Origin of the sequence: Vibrio sp. 10N.222.47.A9 (genome assembly GCF_963872585.1) — a bacterium.
In the GTDB taxonomy this organism is placed as follows: Bacteria; Pseudomonadota; Gammaproteobacteria; order Enterobacterales; family Vibrionaceae; genus Vibrio; species Vibrio splendidus.
Map to the genome: position 1 here is coordinate 26,315 of NZ_CAWNBB010000027.1, position 19,577 is coordinate 45,891.

Consider the following 19,577-nt stretch of genomic DNA (forward strand, 5'->3'; position numbering starts at 1 on the left):
ATTCTCCAGTGTCGTTCTATTGAATTAACTTGCTGGAGAGTATGTGATTAAATTTAATTTATATTAATAGGGTTAACTTTAGTTAAAACCTCAGTTTCATTTATGTTTTCTTAATGCCGACTTGATTGCTTCGCGGGTTTTGATGTGTTGTTCGTCGTTAGCGTAACGGCGGTGATAGAGCATCCGAAACGTGATCGGTCTTAATTTGATGGGGATAGGGTGAACGCGTAAGCCAAGCGCTGGTGCGAGCATTTCTGCAAAAGAACGAGTAGAAGCGGCGATATAATCTGTCGTGCTTGCCAAAATCAGCATGCTTGAAATTGAGCTGGTTTCAATTCTGACTTTTCGCGGTTCGATATCGCTCTCTGATAAAAACTCGACCGTGTTCATGTTGGCGCGTTTGATCTTGAGTGCAATATGTTCCTCTTGGAAATACTCCTCTTTACTCAGTGTCTCACCAATTCGAGGGTGGTTGATTCGAGTCAGACACACGGGCTCCTCATCGACGATGGTTTCTTCAATCAATGAGTGTTTCTTACTCGAAAGTACATCAATGACGATATCCACTTTTTGTGCAGTAAGCGCATCAAACAGTTCTTCCTCTTCGAGCGGCGCTTCCGTAAAGCTTACGCCTTCAACCTGGCTAACGAAATGAAGCAAGCTCTCTGTGCAATAGACTTTAAGGTCATTCTTTTGCTGCTCAACCGTTCCAATGATGTTCAATGGGTCTTCTATTTTATTAGCGAGTGATACCGCTGCTCCAGTGGGCGCGATACCTCGTCCTTCTCTCACAAATAAAGCCTTGCCCACGACACCTTCGAGTCTCTTAATAGCCGCGCTTACCGCGGGTTGAGAAATATCGAGCTGCTCTGATGCCACGGTGATAGAGCTGTGTTTGTAAACGGCCAAAAATGTCGTCAGTAGATTAAGGTCCAAATTCAGTTCCCTCTATTCTTATTGCCACTCATCCAAATCATGGTGGAGTCGTTATTAACTCATAAATGAAATGGAGGTTTTAAGTAAAGTTTACATTATATATCAAGGTTCTGTTTATTAATAAACTTGTTTGCATCGGAGTGAGGAAGGAACTTCATTCATTTACTAAATACTCAGACCGATAGGTGAAACTATGAGAACTTTCGCAAAATTATCAATCATCTCTACAGCAATGATCATCACGATAACCGCTTTTGCTGCTGACCCAATGATGCAATACAACACCAAGCAGACTAACTCTGATATTCAAAAACTCGAGAAATTTGAATATCACGAAGGTGAAACACTTGAAGAGTATCTGAGCAACCAACCTAAGGGGAACTTGTACTCTTCAGAAGAAGAAGTGCTTTCTGTGTTAATGGGCGGTGTAAACAATGGTGACTATCGCAAAGAAACCAATTCAGGTTGGAAAGAAGGCCTGATGTTTGAGGGCATTGCACCTTATGGAGATCACATGGTGTCGGGCGCCAACTGGTTCCCACGAACTGAAGAAGTTCAACCGGATGAAATGCGTGTCACGTTCATGGGGACATCACCAATGATTCGCCCGGGGCAGGCAAACACCTCGATATACGTCGAATTGGGTAACGGCTCGAACTTTGTCTTTGATTTAGGTGAAGGATCAATTGCGAACTACGTAGCGGCGGGTGTCGCGATGAATGAACTCGACCATATCTTCATTACTCACTTACACGTAGACCATTACGGCTCGTTACCTTACCTGTATCAATTTGGTGGTTGGAATGGTCGCTGGGAAAAGCCGCTTAACATTTATGGTCCGAGTGGTGCGACTCCAGAATATGGCACTCGTCATATGATTGAAGGCATGCAGCAAATGTTGAACTGGCACACCGATGCATTTGATGTGTTCCCATCAGGCAACGACATTGTGGTACACGAGTTTGATTTCCGCGATGACGGAGGCGTTATCTATGACCAAGACAATGTCGAAGTCATTCACTGGCGACGCAGCCATGCAAAAGATGGCGCGTCTGGCTATCGCTTAAATTGGACTCAAGATGACGGTCGAGTGCTTTCGTTTGTTTGGACAGGAGATGGTCGCCCAACCGAGTTGGATTTGAAATACGCAAAAGGTGCAGACTTGTTCATTACTGAACTGCAAACCGAAACGTTTGGCGTGTCTTCGATTATTCAAGGTGTGCCGCCATTCTTAGCACGTTACACCGTTGATACTCACCATACACCAGCGTACGCGGCGGGTTATGTGGCGAATGAAGTACAACCGCGCTTGTTCATGACAACGCACATGACATTCGACCCATATCTCAATGAGGAAACTGTTGCAGAGGTTCGCCACCATTGGCAAGGGCCTTACCACTTCGGTGCGCCAGATGGCATTGTCGTTAACATGACTAAAGATAACGCGTGGGTTCGTGAAGGTATTTTACCTGATTTCCCGAATGCGCGAGCGCCGCAATTTGATATGGCAGATGGGTCTGATTTTAGAATTCCGTTGCCGAAAAACAGCCGTGAAGACATACAAGAACAAGAGATTCGTGATTTAGAGTTGGATCCAAAACTGTACTACCCAGGAGGCTACCACCCAGAGCTGTTAACTGAGTGGCCAGTCGACCGTGACATCGTGATCCCAGCTGAACAAGTACCAGAAGCAATGAAGCAAGGTATGAACACCAAGCAAGAATACATGGATAGAGTGCGTGCTCACCACAACCTCGAGCGCAAATCGGTAAGTCGTCCAACTGAGCCTGGTGAAGGAGCAGGAACCGACAACAAATAGGGTATTTGTAGTGAGGGCTGATATTGCCCTCACATCCTAGAAAGTTAGGTAAATAAACCCATTCTCTACTCAATCATAAAAACTATTGCTTACAACATCTTTGCTTAGAATATCTGGAGTTCATTATGAAAAAATCAATTTTAGCGGTCGTCATTCTATCTTTAGTGTCAGCGTCTGTTTTCGCTAACGGACAATCCAATGCTCACAACTATCAACCTGGTGCGACGAATAACTCAGAACGTTTAGCGGATATTGATCCTAACTACGAACTGACCTTACCTTCAGAAAAAGAAGGCTACACCATGTATGACAACCAATCCATGTCAGATGGCGGGACCTACACAACGTATGTCAAACCGAACCCTTCCGATGCAATGCATGTTGCCGATGAAGGCTCGCTAAAAATAACGCATGGAGAAGGTGGTGTCATTATGACGGAATACACCACAAAGAATGGGCAACACACGTTTTCAGTGATGTGCGGCTACACCTCGGGCCCATCATACTGGGCTGACGGAAAACCAGCGAAGGTATGTGAAGAGGCGCAAGCACTAGCGGTTGCATTGGAAGCAAAAGGTGAATGGGAGGTGAAGCCAATGACTTACACCATCGCACCAGCAAGAATCGTAGTTGATAAGTGATTTTTGTCTACAGAACGCTCGTTATATCGAGCCTCGTTATCCAATCATATTGATTATTTGTAGTGAGACAGAGGGGTACTCAGGCTGAAATGGTCTTGAAGTTCCCCTCAGCTTAGCTCATCTCACAAGAAGCTAAGTCAGCCAACTAATCAAATTTGTATTCGAAAATACAGAAGGTCTATCCCATGAAAAATACCATTAAGCTACTGGCTATCGCATGTGTTTTACTTACTCCAATGCTTGTCGCCGCTGCCGAACATAATCACAGTCACAATCATTTTAACCCTGAATTAGAGCAACTTGGCGACGACATTATTGGTCTAACCGTGTGTTACAAAAATGGGCATCTATCAGATGAGAATCAAAAACCTGCTTTCATGAATCTTATCAACCACGCCAATGTAGAAGGTGAGGAGTTGGGGATGTACTACATGGATAAGTTGGGCCCTAAAGCTGAGCAAATCATGAGTGATGACGACGCTCGTCGCTTATGGACTCAAGATTATTGTGCTGATTTGACGGACACTTATTTGGATTCAGATAAGTTAGCTCAAAGATCAAATGAACATCAAAGTCATTCACACGGCCACGATCATGGGCGTCAACATAACCATAATCACGATCACCATGGACATGGCGACTTGACTCCAGAGGTACTTGAGCAAGATATCGAACGAGGTCGTTTACTCAGTATCAACTAAGCCCAATAAGATAAGCGTACTTACTTTGTTACCTCTTGGCACAAAATGGTAAGACTCGAATCGAACGAATGACTAGAATTATCTCAAACGAAACAAGTGAATTAGGGCGGATTCTAGTCACTTTATCTTATTCGAATGGATGCTTTGAAAGCTCGAAAGAGGATTATTTTATGTACGAACTAACACTGATTCTAAGCCTAATGATGGGTGGCGCTGACAGCACAGCAGAAATGGAAGTTAACACCCAATTTACGACTCTTGAGCAATGTAATGAAGAAGGCGCAGCGCTAGCTGAGAAGCTAAATGCAACAGACCTTAAAGTCATCCAAGTTCAATGTGAGCGTGATTAACTAGATCAAGATTAACTAGTTCATGATTAACCAGAACAGAATTAGTTAGATCATGATTAACCAAAGCTAACTCCATAGATTTGGCGGCGTGGGCACACCCGAGGTGCCCATATCGAATTACCTCCAGTTTAATTAACCTAGATTCCTCAAATGTACTTCTTCAGATCATCTACATACATTCCCCACATCAGCCCCAATAAAAACAATTTCATCTAACCTATTGTTAAATATTTACTATTTGATAGTGTGTCTAGGTGCACATTGAGGATGTGTTTCATATTTAGCGATGAAAATAGTAGGAGTTGCGATGAGTATTATAGTGAGACGGTCTGAACCGTCAGATGCAAAGGGAATCAAAGAAGTTTACGAATGCACTAATGCTTATACTGGTACGCTGCAACTCCCAAATCCATCTCTGGAAAGCTGGCAAAAACGAATCTCTAATATGCCTGACAACGTGTACTCGTATGCCGCGATGATCGACGATGAGATTGTTGGCAACTTGGGAATGGAAGTGTGCGTGAATCCAAGAAGACGACATGTGGCTTCATTTGGTATGGGTGTTAAAGACGATGTGCTAGGCAAAGGTGTGGGTAGTCAGCTGCTCGCGACCGCGATCGACTTGTGTGATAACTGGATTAACATCAAGCGAATGGAGTTAACGGTATACACCGATAATGAAAGAGCGATCAGCCTGTATAAGAAGTTCGGTTTCGTGATTGAAGGAGAGTCCGCAGGGTTCGCTTTCAGAAATGGCGAATATGTGGCGGCTTATCATATGGCGCGACTGGTATAGAGCTAAGGTTCGATTGAAAGATAATAAAACGCCACGTTATTTAAACGTGGCGTTTGCTATTTTAGCGAGCTGCTCGTTTTAACAGCTTCATACTCAGTGCAACTTAAGCCGTTAGTGGCTCAAGGTTCGCAGGGCGGTAGTGTACAGATTTTAGTACTTTACCTTGGCGAACTGTCTTGCCTTCCGATACGAAATCTTCCGCACACTTAGCGATGATGTATTCGCCTTTTTGAACCGCCATCAGCTTGATGTTCTGCTCAGCATAGAAAGCTTCTGTTTCAGCATATTCAGTTTCGTTGCGACATACTTTGCTCATGTTGCTTGAGTGTACTTCGTCCCAGCAAGGTAAGAAGTCAATTGAGCGGTTTTTAGAAACATTCAACAGTAGGTCGATCAGGTAGCTGATTGCTAGGTTGTCTTCAACCTTAGCTTGGCCAAGGTGAACCAGACGTCCCATCAAAACATAAACGCTGTCTACAATAGCGTCCGCTTGTTCGATTTTTGAGTCAGCTTCTGCAAGTTCTGTTAGTTCTTCGATCGCTAGAGAGGTATGTAGCGTATCGCCTTTTTCGTCCATTGTTTCAGGAGCGGCAACAGGCAGATCAAAAGTACTGCGGAACTCTTCAATGTCGCGGTAAAGGTGATCGTAGATTTCTTGGCTTAGTTGAGAAAGGTTCATTTTCCTATCCATTCTGTTTCGTTAATGGATTATTTTACCAAAGCTAGGAATAGGGTGCTAACGCAAAGTCGAAGAAGTCGACTTTTATTCATTGGACCAATGAGGTATTTTGCATACAAACCAATTGATTATTATGTTTTTTTACACTTTACTCTTCTTAATATACCAAATATTAATGTTGCCATTAACTTCGGCTGCAGTGGGACCCCATTTATGAACCAAGCCAGTGAAAGCGAAATTGTTATACGTCGCTTGTATCAAATCACCAATGATTACCGGAAGGGCTTCGATATTCAGATCGCTCAGCTGCTTATCATGGGGCTTGAACGCTTCAACCTTGATATCGGTATTTTATCTAAAGTCGAGGGTAATACTTACTTAGTTGAACACTCTGTCACACCTGAAGGCGTTGAACTTAATAGTGGTGACACCTTCGATTATCGCTCGACCTACTGTGAGATCACGTGTAAATCTATCAGTCCTATCTGTATTGAACATTGTGGCAAACACGATAAGTATGCGACGCATCCCGCTTACCAGTCTTTTGGTTTAGAGTCTTATATTGGCATCCCGATTTTCGTTAATGATGAGCTTTATGGCACCTTAAACTTTTCAAGCCCGGCTCCTTATCATCGTGAATTCAAAGAGTTCGATATCGACGTTATGAGGTTAATGGCCTCATGGATCGAAGTGGAACTGGTTAGAAGACAGCAAGAACGAAAACTCAAAGAGCTGAATGAGAAGTTAGAGTACCAAGCTCTGTATGATCCTCTGACCCACTTGCCAAATAGACGTTGCTTGTTCAAAACGTTGAATGCAGAAGTGGAGCAGTTAAAAGGATCTTTAGGAAAGGGAACCTTGGCCGTTGTCGACATCGATTTCTTTAAACAGGTCAATGACACTTATGGCCACCAAATGGGTGATGTTGTCTTAAAGAAAGTGGCGAACGTGCTGAGCAATAACACTCAAGAAGGTGAGTTTGTGGCGCGTTTTGGTGGTGAAGAGTTCATTCTTTGGTATCCCAATAAAACACCAAGTTGTGTTGAAGATAAGTTCATGACTCTTTTGCAAGAGATGAAGAAAATCACACTGGATAGAAAGCCAGTCACTATATCAATCGGTGCGTGTCATTTTGAGTTGAGTACAGGGGATACCAAAGGGGAAAGGATGTCGGCGTTAGATAAGCTCATCAAAGTTGCCGATGAATGCCTGTACATTGCGAAACAAAATGGACGAGATCAGTTCATTTCTCGTCCATACCATCAAGAACGCTCAGGAATATAAGCCATCTTGTTAGCGATTAACTGAACGATTAACTGAACAGGTAAGGGAACAGTTGACGACGTTCTTCCGGCGTTAAGGATTCAACTCTCGCGATGTTGGTATCAGGAATCGCTTCAGGGTTAGGGTAGTGCTTCAACACTTTTTCCATACTCGCTTCACGAATCAAATGGTAAACCGGGTACGGAGAGCGGTTTGTTAGATTTTCATCGTCTTCTGGATCCGCACCACCAAAACAATAGTCTGGGTGGAAGGTTGCCACTTGGTAAACGCCTTCCCAATCTTCTTGCTTGATCAATGCTTCAATCCAATCAATGAACATGTTGTAGTCGAAGAAATCTTGCAGCATGTTAGGTACAACCACCAAGGTCGTCTCTAATTCCGCGACTGGCGTGTTATCTAACTCTACGAAATGCGTCATGATGTCTTGCAACAACACTTCTTCCGTATTTGCTTCACTCACAAAGATCTTAATCTGTTTATTACGTTGTGGCTTGGCTGCGAATGGACACAGGTTTAGGCCAATAACGACATCGTCTAACCACTGCTTTACTTGGTCGTGGATGGCTTGAAGATCTGTGCTTTGAGTGTTCGACATAACAGGTTCCGAAATGAAATTTTGCGTAGGATATCAGAACGGACGTCAATCAAAAGCAATAATTGAGTTACAACCTCAGTCGTATTTATGCTTGTGCGAGTTTAGAGGCCGATACTTGAAGTTGTTTTAATTGGTAGACCCAAGCAAATATCGCAACATAGAAGATTGAACCGCCCGCAATCACGCCATTCCAACCGAACAGTTGCCAGCAATACAAGAGTAAGAAACCACCTAAGCTCCCGCCAATATAATAGTGAACCAAGTAAAGTGCGGTTGCTGTCGCCTTAGCGCTCGGCGCTTTTTGACTTACCCAAGAGTAGGCAAGGGTATGGGCGAAGAACGCGCCGCCACTAATCAATAACAAGCCTGCTAGCATGAACGGGACTTTGTCGACGGCAGAAATTAGCATTCCGATTAAGCTAATACACACGCCCATCAATATACCGTTTAACGGGTCAAAGCGAAGTGTCCATTTGTTGGAGAGCTTAGAGCTTACCGTACCGGCCAAGTAACATAGGAATATCAGTGAAGCTAAGCCCACAGGCACTGAGTGAGGTTCGGATACCAACCTAAAGCCCATTACTGAATACAGGTTAACGAATAGCGCGAAGTTAGCGCCACCAATCAACATCGCGAGCCACAAGGTACGGTTTCTTAAGTGCATCACAACCGAGCGGTTATGATGAAAGAACAACCCTTTCTGAGGTTTAAAGTTTTGTTGGTCAGGCAGGCTATACGCAATATAGAGAGCGCCAAGCAAAGAGCCGACAACGAAAAACAACACAGTGGCATGCCAGTCAAAGTAATCCGTGATTAAACCTCCAAGGACACGTCCGAAAATGCCACCCAATGAGTTGGCTGCAATATAGCCACCAATCGCGACAGCAAATGCTTTGGGAGAGAGCTCCTCAACCATGTAAGCAACAGCCACGCCCGCAAAAGCAGCAACGGCGATTCCCATAAATGCTCTGGCAATAACAAGTTGCAGTAGAGTGGTTGTGAACACCATGCTCAATCCAATCAAAGGAATAGCGAACAGACTGAACAGAATGATGGGTTTTCGGCCAAAGGTTTCAGAAGCGATTGCCCAAGGCACCAAACTGATGGAAAGCCCTAGCGTTGTCGCGGCAAACAGCCAGTTGATTTGAGTTTCAGATACTTGGAAGTGCTCCGCCATGTGCGGCAAGATAGGCTGAAAGAGGTAAAGGTTACAGAAAATGATAAACGAGCCAATCGCCAATGATTGGGTGATGCGTTTGTATTGAGGACTGCCTTTATCAAACATTTACGGTGTGCCTGCACGAGTTAGTAAGCTATTTGTGAACAAGTTATCAGCACAAGTGTGATTAAAGAAATATATTAAAAATATCACCTCTATATATTTAATATATCGCCATGCTTGAATCAAAACCTCTTCGACATTTTCTGGCTGTTGCTCAGTTTGGTAACTTCACCCAAGCTGCCAAAGCGCTGCATATTGCACAGCCTGCATTGAGTATCTCCATTAAAAAACTAGAACAGACACTTGAGTTGATTTTATTCCGTCGTGGAGATAAATCCGTCACCTTAACGGAAGAGGGAAAAGTGTTGTTCGAACATGCAAAGAGAATTGCTCAGCAGTTCGATGATGCTCAACTCGCAATGAACGAGCTAAAGGGACTAGAAAAAGGCGAGGTTCGATTAGGCGCTCCAAGTATGATGGGCAGCTACTTTTTCCCTCAAGTCGTGATGGCATTTAAAAGCCAATACCCAAATCTAAAGTTGACCTTGATTGATGCTGGCACCGCTTCTATTCGGGAAATGCTGTTAAACGGCGAACTCGATATTGGAGTAATTAATCATGAGAATGTTCCTGATGATTTGGAAACGGATCATCTGTTAAGTTCTGAGATGGTCGCCGTTGTCGGTAAGGAGCATCCGTTAGCACAAAAGACTTCGATGACCTTTGAAGAATTCTTTGCTCAAGAGCTGATTATGTTCAAGTCGGGTTATTTTCACCGTGACTTTATCGATGCGACCTGTCAAAAATACAACCTAGACATGACAATCGCATTCGAAACCAACTTGCTCCCGATGATTCTTTCTATCGTTAAACAAGAGTTTGCGATCACTGCGCTGTTGAGCTTAGTGACGGAATATGAGAAAGACGTGATAGGCGTGCCATTTAAAGACCCTGTAAAACTGAATCTATCTTTGGCCTGGAGAAAGGAAGGGTATTTGTCGAAAGCCGACAGAACCTTTATTGATTTCGTTAAGCGGTATGTGTGATTTAGTAAGATTTAAATAAACAAAGCCCGAGTATCCTAGATTGGATATTCGGGCTTTGTTGTATAGAAGTATGACTGGCTCAGAGCACGTTAGGTGTTCTTTGAGTTATACATCTTATCGAAGTTTTTCTGATTCCAGCCGACCATCACTTGGTCACCGATCTTAAGCACAGGGATAGAGCGAGCACCCATCGCCTGTAATTCTTTACGGCCACGCTGCATTTTTGCATTCGTTAGGCGATATTCAATTTTCTTCGAATCCAAATAGCGTTGTGCATCTTTACAGTGCGGGCATTTGTCTGCGACGTACAATACAACACGTTTCATTTTTACAATCTCTTTTTGAGTGTAGCTCTTGATGAATCTCGCTAAAGTGTAACGAATCCTAGGTGATTAGAAAAGTGTGATCAGTTACACTATGCGGCTCAATTTTCAAGACCACAACATATTGTCGTGGTGTAACTTGTACGGTCTTTCAGCATGCATCCTTCTTTACGCTATATTCAAGGCTACCCGAAGCACATTCTCGACCCGGTAACTCAACTTGTTGAATCAGGTAAATTGGTGCCGTGGTTTGAAGCTCGCTACCCAAAGAATCATGAAATCAAAAGCGAGAAAGCCCTGTTTGACTATGCGATTGAGATTAAAAATCGCTACATGAAAAAAACGCCACCGATCAGTAAAGTGATTTATGACGGCAAGATACACCTAATTAATAATGCATTAGGTCTGCACTCTTACGTCGCGAAGAATCACGGTGGAAAGATCAAATCGAAGAACGAGATTCGTATCGCCAGTGTTTTTAAAAATGCACCAGAACCTTTGCTGAGAATGCTGGTGGTGCATGAACTGGCGCACATCAAAGAGAAAGAACACGACAAAGCCTTTTACCAACTATGCTGTCACATGGAGCCGGAATATCATCAACTTGAGTTAGATGCCCGTTTATTCATGATGTATTTAGACTTAAAGAAGTAGCCCAATGAGCCAATCACAAAATAGAACTACGCTAAGCCTGTCGAAAAACAGTACCTCATCAACAAAAACAAAAGACAACCAAGCTGATCAAGGTAACCGTAAGCACGGTGATATTAAGCCAAATGCAGGCAAGCCAAGCAGCGACAAGCGTATTTCTACAAAGAACACATCAGACCGCAAAAACAGTGCACCCAAAGGTGCTGACAACAACAAAGCAAAGCGACCTTTTGCAAAAGATAGCAAAGGTAAACCGGGTGCGAATAAAGGGTCATCGAATAAGGGTTCTTTCAATAAAACTGCTTTTAACAAAAACGCAGCCCAGAAAAGACGCTCGACTGAAAAGCCTCAAGGTGGATTACACCCAAGAAATCAACATACAGGTCGCTATGACTTCGAGTTATTGGTTGCAGCCTTGCCTGAGCTAAAAGAACATCTGATCAAGAACCCGGTGGGCGAAGACACCATTAATTTCTCTGATCCATTAGCCGTTAAGCTACTTAATAAGGCTTTACTGGCGCACCACTATGGCGTTAAGCATTGGGATATTCCTGCTGGTTACTTGTGCCCGCCAATTCCTGGCCGTGCAGATTATATTCACAGAGTGGCCGACATCCTTAATAGCGATGGCCAAGGTGAACCTTATAATCATGCTTCTGTGAAAGCATTAGATATCGGTGTTGGTGCAAACTGTATTTATCCAATCATTGGTGCGACAGAGTATAAGTGGCGCTGGACAGGTACTGATGTCGATTCAGTCTCCATCAAAACAGCGAACTTCATTGCGGAAAGTAACCCTAATCTAAAAGGTAAGATTCGAGCTCGCCTGCAAGCCGACTCAAAATCTATCTTTAAGGGCGTGATTAAGGATAATGAACGTTACGATGTCACAATTTGTAACCCTCCATTCCATAGCTCTCTAGAAGAGGCGGAAAAGGGATCACAACGTAAACTGGATAACCTAGCGGCAAACCGAGCTAAGAAAGCCGGTCAGTCATTCAAGCCAGAAACGAATAAGAAGCCAGCTAAGTTAGACAAATTAACCACGCAAAATAAATCAACTAAGCAAGATAAACCAACCTTAAACTTTGGTGGCCAAAAATCTGAACTTTGGTGTCCGGGTGGTGAAGCGGCTTTCATTATGAAGATGGCGAGAGAGAGCCAGCTTTTTGCTACTCAAGTATTATGGTTTACGACATTGATCTCTAAGAAAGACAACGTTGATATGGTTCGTTCAGAGCTTGGCAAGCTGAGAGCTAAACAAGTAAAAGTGGTTGAGATGTCACAAGGCCAGAAGGTGAGTCGCTTTATCGCATGGACCTTTATGGACGACGAACAAAGACAAGAGTGGATTGCGCTTAAATAACAGACTGTACTTAGATAAGATATTAAGCTGAAATTACAAACGGGCTTGTTGTTAACGCAACAAGCCCGTTTTTATATCTATCGCAACGACTCTAAGCGCAGTTAGCCTTAAACGGAGAGCAGTTCGTCTAATTTGCTTTGGTATTTCTGTTGAAGTGCACGGTTACCCGCCTTCTTTTCGAGTTCGACCAAGATTTGAAGCGATGGAATTTGATAGCCATAACGTTGGTGAAATTTGAATAAGCGGAGCCTAGCGTCATTGTATTCGGCCTCACTGACTTCAATTTTAGAAAGCTGTAGTACGGATCTAGCTCGATTTGGGTCGTGGTCAATCGCACGAGAGAAGTAGTATTTTGCTTGCTCGACCTCTCCGGCTTTAAACGCGCAGAATGCCGCATTTTCATAACTGGCAGAGACGAGATAATAATAGGGCTGGTCGATGGCACGGTTAAAGTATTTATCGGCTTGCTCGTATTCGCCCTGTTTACACAAGAATGTACCGTAGTTGTTCAATACGTTGCCGTTTCTTGCGTCTAACCTCAGCGCTTTCTTATAGGCGTCTCTTGCTTCGTCAACTTCCCCAACTTGTTCGTAATAGTGCGCAATGGAAAGGCGAGCTCGATAGTAGCTAGGTGCGTGTTTGATGGCGAGTTCTAGGTTCTCACGTGCTCTCACCATATTCCCTTGCCCCATATAACCCAAACCTAATTCAATACGAGATTCAGACATCGCAATAGGGTCACTTTCAATCTTTGGCGGTCCTTCAGTGACAGAAACGCAACCGACCAACGAAAGAGAGGTGAGTAGTATCAGACTCGATAACGAAAGGGGGCGGGATAATGAAATAGGTTTAGATAATAACGGCTTGGCGGGCATGTGAAGCTCCTTATGAACACCAATCCATCATATGAAATCAAACCCATTGAAGTGGTAAATCTATTATGGAATGCGACTCAAACACCATAAAAAAACCGCGTCCAATTTGGCGTTTTATCAACAACCTACTGAACACGGCTTTATGTGTTTGTGAATCGGAAGAAACAACTTAATCGTCTTTGGTAAAGTTGTCTTCGCTGAAGTGATCCAAATCGTAAGGCGTTTGTTGGTAAACGCAGTAGTTCAACCAGTTTGAGAATAACAAGTGCCCATGACTACGCCAGCTTGCGACAGGCTTATTATCTGGATTGTTGTTCGGGTAGTAGTTGATTGGAATCACGGGTTCCATGCCTTCGCCTAAATCACGAACGTACTCACCGTGTAATGTATGCGCATCGTATTCAGGGTGACCCGTTACAAACACGTTTCGCTTATCTTTGGTCGCCGCCAGATATACGCCAGCCACATCAGAAGTCGCAAGAACATCAAGGTCGGTATGCTCGGCTAAGTATTCCTGAGAGAAATCTGCGTAGCGAGAGTGCGGTGCTAAAAAGGTATCGTCAAAACCACGCAGAAGCGGGTGGTAAGGGTGATGAATCTCGTGATTATAAACACCAGAAAGCTTCTCTTTGCGAGTGCGCTTTGGCAAATCATACAGTAATTTCAAACCAGCCTGAGCGGCCCAACACACATACAAGGTTGAGGTCACGTGCTTGTTTGCCCATTCCATGATGGTTTTTAGGTGGTCCCAGTAGATCACATCTTCAAATTGAACCAAGCCAAGCGGTGCACCAGTAATGATCAATCCATCAAAGTTTCTCCCTTTGACCATTTCAAATTGGCGGTAGAAGTTATCAAGGTGTTCAGTCGGTGTGTTTTTGCTTGGTCGGTCATCAATGCGCAGCAGCTCTACATCCACTTGCAATGGACTGTTCGATAGTAGGCGTAAGAATTGAGTTTCAGTTTCAATCTTCTTCGGCATCAGGTTGAGGATCAAGACTCGAAGTGGACGAATTTCCTGTGTCGATGCTCTTGATAACGGCATCACGAAGATGTTTTCTTCACGAAGAACATCAGATGCTGGCAATTGGTCTGGAATGCGAATAGGCAAAGCTTTCTCCCTAAGCTAGATATGTAGACGTCTATACATCTAAATCTATAGTAGTTTGATACGCTTGTCGATATCCAAAATGGATAGATGTAAATTATTTGTGTTTTCTATCAGAAGCCACCTTCCGACGTCGAGGGCGTCTTATAATGTTTAACGACTACCCGAGTAAGGCATAAGTGCTTGGTTCTGTTATGTAGAACTAGGCAGTTATCAGAGCAAGCGGTTAGCATTTACGATAAACTCATGTTTTCGAATTAGCCTGTAAAGTGACAGATGAAGTTAATACTCATTCGAGGGTTGCCCGGTTCTGGCAAGTCAACAAAAGCAAAAACCTACGATGCATTGCATGTCGAAGCGGATATGTATTACGTGAATGAGCAAGGTGACTACTATTTTGATCCAAGGCAGCTACAGCAAGCTCATGAGTGGTGTCAGAACACTGCAGAGAATGGCTTGAAGCAAGGGTTAGATGTTGTTGTTTCGAATACCTTTATTAAGCATTGGGAAATGAAGGCTTACCGTCAACTTGCAAGAAAATACAAAGCTGACTTGATCATCGAAGTATGTCGAGAGCAATTTGGTAGCATTCACGACATTGAACCGTCTGTGATTAAGCGCATGGCAAAAGATTGGCAAGAATAGCCTCGTGCTTATCCAGCTTGGCTGAATGGCAAATAGAATTAAATGAATAGAACAACTTCAAGGTAACGATTGAAATGGCAAAGCGCTCAGTTGTGGTCGACATGACCTCCTATGGTATCTACTCCACATGGGATTCAAAATCTAAAGACCTTCCAAAAATCCAAGAGTTCACCACTACCGTTGATGCCGAAATCGATGTGGAATTTGGCTATATCTTGAATATCAAGAAAGCCAAAGGTGAAAAGATCCGCTACTGCATTTATCACCCGGACATCACCACAGACAAGGGCGAAGTGCTCGAACCGTTCGATGGTGAAGAGCATGTCGGTAACAACGACTGGGATTTCTACTTAGGTGACACTATTTGGGCGCCAGTCTCGAACAAGTTAGGTAAGTGGCGCATGACCGTGGAGTTAAAAGGCAACATCATTGCCGATAAGACATTCGACCTTGTTGCAAAAGATGAAGGCCAATTCTGGAAGCGTAGGGGGTTTTAAGCTTAATCTTCTAGCTAAACTCAGACTACAAAAAAGCCGAGTCACGGATCATTGGTGAACTCGGCTTTTTGACATTAACTAGATGGCATTTTCTATCTCATTATCGAGTAAGGTTGTCTAGTTAACAAATAAGACTGGCTAGTTAACCAGTAAGATTATTGAGTCACGTAAGCCACAACAAACTCAGTGATAGCGACCATATCTTTCACTGCAATGTACTCTTCTGTGGTGTGAACTTTTGCCATACCTGTAGAAAGGTTAACCGTTGTTAGGCCTTTCGCGTTGAAGTTGTTCGCATCGCTACCGCCGCCAGTGCGTTTAGTGTTTGCGGTTACGCCAAGCTTCTCAAACGCTGATTTGATAGAAAGAATGTGCGGGTGATCGTCTGCAATAACGAATGCATCGTAAGCACGAGTAGATTCGATTTCTACTTCAGCACCGAACTGTTTTGCACTCTCTTGGAATGTCGAGATCATGTGCTCAACTTGAGCCGTTAGCTTTTCGCCGTTTAGTGAACGTGCTTCAGCCACGACTTTAAGCTCTGGCATTACGATGTTGGTCGCTTGACCGCCTTCAACAATACCGACGTTTGCCGTTGTTTCTTCATCGATACGAAGTAGGTTCATCTTAGTGATAGCGTCTGCAGCAACTTGAATTGCGCTGATGCCTTCTTCTGGCGCTAAACCAGCGTGAGCAGGGCGGCCTTTGATCTTAGCAACAATTTTCTGCTGACCCGGAGCTGCGTTTACGATGGTGCCAATTGGGCCGCCTGTATCCAGTACGATAGCGTGCTCAGATTGAATGTAAGACATATCGAAGTTCAAAGAGCCGAACAGACCGCCTTCTTCGAATACAGTGAACGCAATCTCGATAGTTTTGTGCTCTTTGCCTTCAGCTTTGATGCAACGAACCGCTTCCATGATAGCTGCGATACCAGACTTGTCGTCGCCACCTAGAATTGTGTTGCCTTTTGAACGGATGATACCGTCTTCAATGATTGGTTCAATGCCGATACCTGGCGTTACTGTGTCCATGTGGCAACTGAATACTGTGCTTCCTGGAAGAGTGCCATCTAGACGAGCGTAGATGTTGAAACCGTTAGACACTTCTGTAGGGACAGCCAGTTTGTGAACTTCAAAGCCTAGTTCACCAAGTTGTTCAGCCAAAGCTTCAGCAATCGCTTTTTCATTACGAGATTCACTATCAATTTTCACTAGATTGCAGAAATGTTCTACAAGACGTTGTTCATTAATTTGGGTCATTGTTAATTCTCATTATGCTTCCGCTTGTTCTAAAGAAGCCGCGGAGGTAGGAACAGGAAAATTACTATAACGCCAATGAGGTAGATGATTATCTGAGTTAAATCAAGAAAGTTGCCTGATTATTCTAATTAGTGAGAATAACCTTGTTCAGTTCGCCGAGATGACAACATTTTAATCTGTGTAGGGCTCGGGTATAATAAGTTTCTAATATAGATAAACAGCAGTGATATGGTCATTCAATTTGTAACGGTCTTAATACATGAATAAAAACAACGTTTTAGGTTCGTTTCTACTCGTTGTAACAATGAGTGCCGTACTCGGACTTTATTTACTGTATCCGCTCAATGATGTGGACTTGAGCCCTCCTCAAGCCGACAACACTTCTGTCTACACCCCAGAAAAAGAACTCTCTCAAACTGAATATGGAAAAAAGTTAATTCATATTCTCGGTTTATCACGCAGTGACCCCTCTGTTGCAAAACATCAGCTTGATCTGCTACGGCCGCCCACTGGCGTTAATGACAAAGCAATATACCAAGCTTATCGACTTATGATTTTGTCGAATGTCGCTCAACATCAACGAGATGCCGACGCCGTGATGGCCTACGTAGAACAAATAAAAGCGTTGTCTGAGCATGAAGGTATGTTGTGGTTGAAGTCAGAATCATTGGTCGAATCTGCGATTGAATATCTCAAGAAAGGCGAACTTGCAATTGCGGAAATTGAAATTCGGTCCGCGATAGGCATTGCTGAATCTATTCGTTACGATAAGTTATTGGTTAAAGCGTATAACACCGCGGGGGCGATCAATAACGTGCGAAACGACTTGCAAGACGCTCAGTACTTTTTCTATAAAGGGCTGCAACTTGGCAAGCAGTACCCAACGCACATTTATAACAGCAAGCTGATGTCGAACATGGCGTTGCTCTATATCTATTTAGAGGATTGGCCTAAAGCCCTGCGTATTATCGAGAAAGCAAAAAAGCTCTACTTTAAAAGTGGCTTACTTGAAGATGACGCGATTGGCATTCTTTACATCAACGAATCATTTCTGCATTTGAGCAGTGGTGACGTGACTAATGGCCGAATTGCTTATGAGAAGGCAAAAGCACTCGATAGCAAAAGAGTCAGTGCTCGATACAAAATCTTATTACTGAGAACCTACAGTGATGTACTGCTATCAGAGGGCAATTTCAACAAAGCATTACAAGTGGCTAATCAATGCCTTCAAGCGCCGAATATTAAGAAATACACGCTTCAAAACGGGCAGTGTTACCTAAACCGAGCATTAGCTAACATTGGACTGGATCAAGATGACGCCATATTGAATGATCTTGAACGAGCACTTGCAATCTTTGAAGTGGTTGGGAGCAGAAGTTGGAAGGTACTAGGCTTAAAAACACTGGCTGAATATTACGAATCTCAGGGTGACCTTGATACTGCACTGAGTTACTACAAACAATATTATCATGGCAACAAAGCGCTATTGTTTGATAAAAGGCAGAGTGACATTTTCTTGCTAGAACAAGACTATGCAAAACAGACACTTGCTAACGAAAATGAATTACTCAATACAGAAAAAGACCTCAACGAGTTACTGCTTCAAAAGGAGCAACTGAGAAACAGAATCGTGGTGGCATTGATCATAATGGTGAGTATTAGTGCTGTATTACTGGCGATTCGGCTTCGTAGCATTCAAAGTAAAAATAAAGCGCTGGTCACTCAATCTACAACGTGTGCGCTAACGGGTTTGTACAACCGACGCTATCTAGAGCAGTTGTTAACTCAGCCAATGCCATTTAATACTTCACGGTTTGGAATCAGTCTCGTCATTCTAGATCTTGACCACTTTAAGCGCGTTAATGACACCTTTGGGCATGATGTTGGTGACGAGGTTTTAGTGGAAGTCGCAAGGCGAGTAAAACAACACTTATTCCCAAATGATGTAGTGGCTCGTTGGGGTGGTGAAGAGTTTGTTATGCTGCTGTCCGGTTCCATTGATCCTGAGCAACAGTTGAACGTTATCCGTTTAGCTATTTCCGAAACACCCATTGATACGCACTCCGGCTCTTTAAACCTCACCACATCGATAGGGGCGTCGATTGGTATTGCTCATGAGCAACTCAATCAAGATACTTACAAGAAGTACCTCAAAGCCGCGGATGATGCATTATATCAAGCGAAAGAGTCGGGTAGGAATCAAGTCATCATCGCTGAAAGTTAATCTCTAATCAGCAAACAAAAAGCCATTCTGATCTTCGTGAGATAAGAATGGCTTCTGGAACACTCTGAAATCGCTAAAATCAAAATTTGAGTGAGAAGTGGTGTTTACTTAGCGATATGTCGAGTTTATCTATATCAACATTTTCTAAATGAGTTATTTAGCGGCACCTTGCAGCATTTCAACCAGTTCGCCCTCTGTAGCAGGTTCTCTTGCTAGTTCAATCACCGCTGAAGCACCGCCTTTTAACATATAAGCTCGAGTTCCGCAGTGGTCATAGTGGAACCATTTACCGTCTACACATACGTCCGTATAACATCTTGGGTCTTGTTTGAGTTCCATATCAATTTCCTTATTAACATTTGCCTAACGTTTTTCAGACTAGTTGATCACAAATTTAGGTAAATTGATCTGAATCAATCTAGAGTGTAATTGATGATTTGATTGGCAAATAGGAGAGGTGTGTCTAGCGTATGAGCGACCTCTTGGTGATTACAGCATCCAAAGGTCGTGATTCTGGTTGGCAACTCTCGCTCTTTTGCTTGCCACATGATGCTTTT

General features: G+C 43.4%; 21 protein-coding genes. 12 read left to right on the forward strand and 9 right to left on the reverse strand.

All coding sequences use genetic code 11. The features are described 5' to 3' along the window. Window positions 1-96: 96 nt before the first annotated feature. Window positions 97-936, reverse strand: a complete 840-nt coding sequence (locus AACT19_RS06900; protein WP_017070907.1) for a LysR family transcriptional regulator — start codon at window positions 934-936, stop codon at window positions 97-99. Between the two features lie 193 nt (window positions 937-1,129). Between AACT19_RS06900 and gntH the strand changes: the two genes are divergently transcribed. The 5 genes from gntH (at window position 1,130) to AACT19_RS06925 (ending at window position 5,243) form a co-directional block, all read left to right on the forward strand. Beyond that, entirely contained in the window at window positions 1,130-2,755 is a 1,626-nt protein-coding gene (gene gntH / locus AACT19_RS06905) for a guanitoxin biosynthesis MBL fold metallo-hydrolase GntH (protein ID WP_076645849.1), read from the forward strand. Window positions 2,756-2,880: 125 nt separating this feature from the next. Beyond that, the gene (locus AACT19_RS06910) at window positions 2,881-3,396 is read left to right on the forward strand and encodes a hypothetical protein (RefSeq protein WP_017068282.1); all 516 of its coding nucleotides are present in this window, start codon (window positions 2,881-2,883) and stop codon (window positions 3,394-3,396) included. Between the two features lie 185 nt (window positions 3,397-3,581). Then, window positions 3,582-4,097 carry a hypothetical protein gene (locus AACT19_RS06915; protein WP_076645850.1) on the forward strand — a complete coding sequence of 172 codons (516 nt, stop codon included), beginning with the start codon at window positions 3,582-3,584 and terminating at the stop codon, window positions 4,095-4,097. Window positions 4,098-4,267: 170 nt separating this feature from the next. Continuing rightward, the gene (locus tag AACT19_RS06920; protein WP_076645851.1) at window positions 4,268-4,447 is read left to right on the forward strand and encodes a hypothetical protein; all 180 of its coding nucleotides are present in this window, start codon (window positions 4,268-4,270) and stop codon (window positions 4,445-4,447) included. A 307-nt stretch (window positions 4,448-4,754) separates the two neighbouring features. Further along, window positions 4,755-5,243, forward strand: a complete 489-nt coding sequence (locus AACT19_RS06925; protein WP_076645852.1) for a GNAT family N-acetyltransferase — start codon at window positions 4,755-4,757, stop codon at window positions 5,241-5,243. 103 nt (window positions 5,244-5,346) lie between these two features. Here the strand turns inward: AACT19_RS06925 and AACT19_RS06930 are convergent, their stop codons facing one another. Continuing rightward, complete coding sequence (locus AACT19_RS06930; RefSeq protein WP_017059167.1) at window positions 5,347-5,922, reverse strand: nucleoside triphosphate pyrophosphohydrolase family protein; 576 nt, start codon at window positions 5,920-5,922, stop codon at window positions 5,347-5,349. Between the two features lie 213 nt (window positions 5,923-6,135). On the opposite strand from AACT19_RS06930, the gene AACT19_RS06935 reads away from it, so the two are divergent. Beyond that, a complete protein-coding gene (locus AACT19_RS06935) occupies window positions 6,136-7,206 on the forward strand; it encodes a sensor domain-containing diguanylate cyclase (RefSeq protein ID WP_076645853.1) in 1,071 nt (356 codons plus the stop codon). 28 nt (window positions 7,207-7,234) lie between these two features. Here AACT19_RS06935 and AACT19_RS06940 read toward each other — a convergent pair whose 3' ends face one another. After that, window positions 7,235-7,801: a DUF1415 domain-containing protein gene (locus tag AACT19_RS06940; protein WP_076645854.1), complete on the reverse strand. Its 567-nt coding sequence runs from the start codon at window positions 7,799-7,801 to the stop codon at window positions 7,235-7,237. 85 nt (window positions 7,802-7,886) lie between these two features. Continuing rightward, window positions 7,887-9,086: an MFS transporter gene (locus AACT19_RS06945; RefSeq protein WP_054546430.1), complete on the reverse strand. Its 1,200-nt coding sequence runs from the start codon at window positions 9,084-9,086 to the stop codon at window positions 7,887-7,889. Between the two features lie 110 nt (window positions 9,087-9,196). Here AACT19_RS06945 and AACT19_RS06950 point away from each other — a divergent pair, with 110 nt between their 5' ends. Further along, a complete protein-coding gene (locus AACT19_RS06950; RefSeq protein WP_076645855.1) occupies window positions 9,197-10,069 on the forward strand; it encodes a LysR family transcriptional regulator in 873 nt (290 codons plus the stop codon). 89 nt (window positions 10,070-10,158) lie between these two features. Here the strand turns inward: AACT19_RS06950 and AACT19_RS06955 are convergent, their stop codons facing one another. Further along, the gene (locus AACT19_RS06955) at window positions 10,159-10,395 is read right to left on the reverse strand and encodes a glutaredoxin family protein (protein ID WP_004734934.1); all 237 of its coding nucleotides are present in this window, start codon (window positions 10,393-10,395) and stop codon (window positions 10,159-10,161) included. A gap of 153 nt (window positions 10,396-10,548) precedes the next feature. Here AACT19_RS06955 and AACT19_RS06960 point away from each other — a divergent pair, with 153 nt between their 5' ends. Further along, complete coding sequence (locus tag AACT19_RS06960; RefSeq protein ID WP_004734935.1) at window positions 10,549-11,046, forward strand: YgjP-like metallopeptidase domain-containing protein; 498 nt, start codon at window positions 10,549-10,551, stop codon at window positions 11,044-11,046. 4 nt (window positions 11,047-11,050) lie between these two features. Beyond that, window positions 11,051-12,409, forward strand: a complete 1,359-nt coding sequence (rlmF, locus tag AACT19_RS06965; RefSeq protein WP_076645856.1) for a 23S rRNA (adenine(1618)-N(6))-methyltransferase RlmF — start codon at window positions 11,051-11,053, stop codon at window positions 12,407-12,409. 107 nt (window positions 12,410-12,516) lie between these two features. On the opposite strand, the gene pilW is transcribed toward rlmF, so the two are convergent. Both pilW and metA read right to left on the reverse strand, forming a co-directional pair. Next, complete coding sequence (gene pilW, locus AACT19_RS06970) at window positions 12,517-13,284, reverse strand: type IV pilus biogenesis/stability protein PilW (RefSeq protein ID WP_076645857.1); 768 nt, start codon at window positions 13,282-13,284, stop codon at window positions 12,517-12,519. Window positions 13,285-13,453: 169 nt separating this feature from the next. Next, complete coding sequence (gene metA, locus AACT19_RS06975; RefSeq protein WP_004734938.1) at window positions 13,454-14,395, reverse strand: homoserine O-acetyltransferase MetA; 942 nt, start codon at window positions 14,393-14,395, stop codon at window positions 13,454-13,456. Window positions 14,396-14,668: 273 nt separating this feature from the next. On the opposite strand from metA, the gene AACT19_RS06980 reads away from it, so the two are divergent. Beyond that, window positions 14,669-15,037, forward strand: coding sequence for an ATP-binding protein (locus AACT19_RS06980; protein WP_004734939.1), 369 nt, complete (start codon window positions 14,669-14,671; stop codon window positions 15,035-15,037). A 74-nt stretch (window positions 15,038-15,111) separates the two neighbouring features. Then, on the forward strand, window positions 15,112-15,534 hold the full coding sequence (locus AACT19_RS06985; protein ID WP_009846913.1) for a DUF3859 domain-containing protein: 423 nt from the start codon (window positions 15,112-15,114) through the stop codon (window positions 15,532-15,534). A 155-nt stretch (window positions 15,535-15,689) separates the two neighbouring features. Here the strand turns inward: AACT19_RS06985 and AACT19_RS06990 are convergent, their stop codons facing one another. Next, window positions 15,690-16,796: a M20/M25/M40 family metallo-hydrolase gene (locus AACT19_RS06990; protein WP_054546424.1), complete on the reverse strand. Its 1,107-nt coding sequence runs from the start codon at window positions 16,794-16,796 to the stop codon at window positions 15,690-15,692. A 259-nt stretch (window positions 16,797-17,055) separates the two neighbouring features. Between AACT19_RS06990 and AACT19_RS06995 the strand changes: the two genes are divergently transcribed. After that, window positions 17,056-19,020 (forward strand): tetratricopeptide repeat-containing diguanylate cyclase, encoded by a 1,965-nt coding sequence (locus tag AACT19_RS06995; protein ID WP_076645858.1) that lies wholly within the window; start codon window positions 17,056-17,058, stop codon window positions 19,018-19,020. A gap of 153 nt (window positions 19,021-19,173) precedes the next feature. Here AACT19_RS06995 and AACT19_RS07000 read toward each other — a convergent pair whose 3' ends face one another. Continuing rightward, window positions 19,174-19,359 carry a hypothetical protein gene (locus tag AACT19_RS07000; RefSeq protein ID WP_004734943.1) on the reverse strand — a complete coding sequence of 62 codons (186 nt, stop codon included), beginning with the start codon at window positions 19,357-19,359 and terminating at the stop codon, window positions 19,174-19,176. Window positions 19,360-19,577 lie beyond the last annotated feature (218 nt).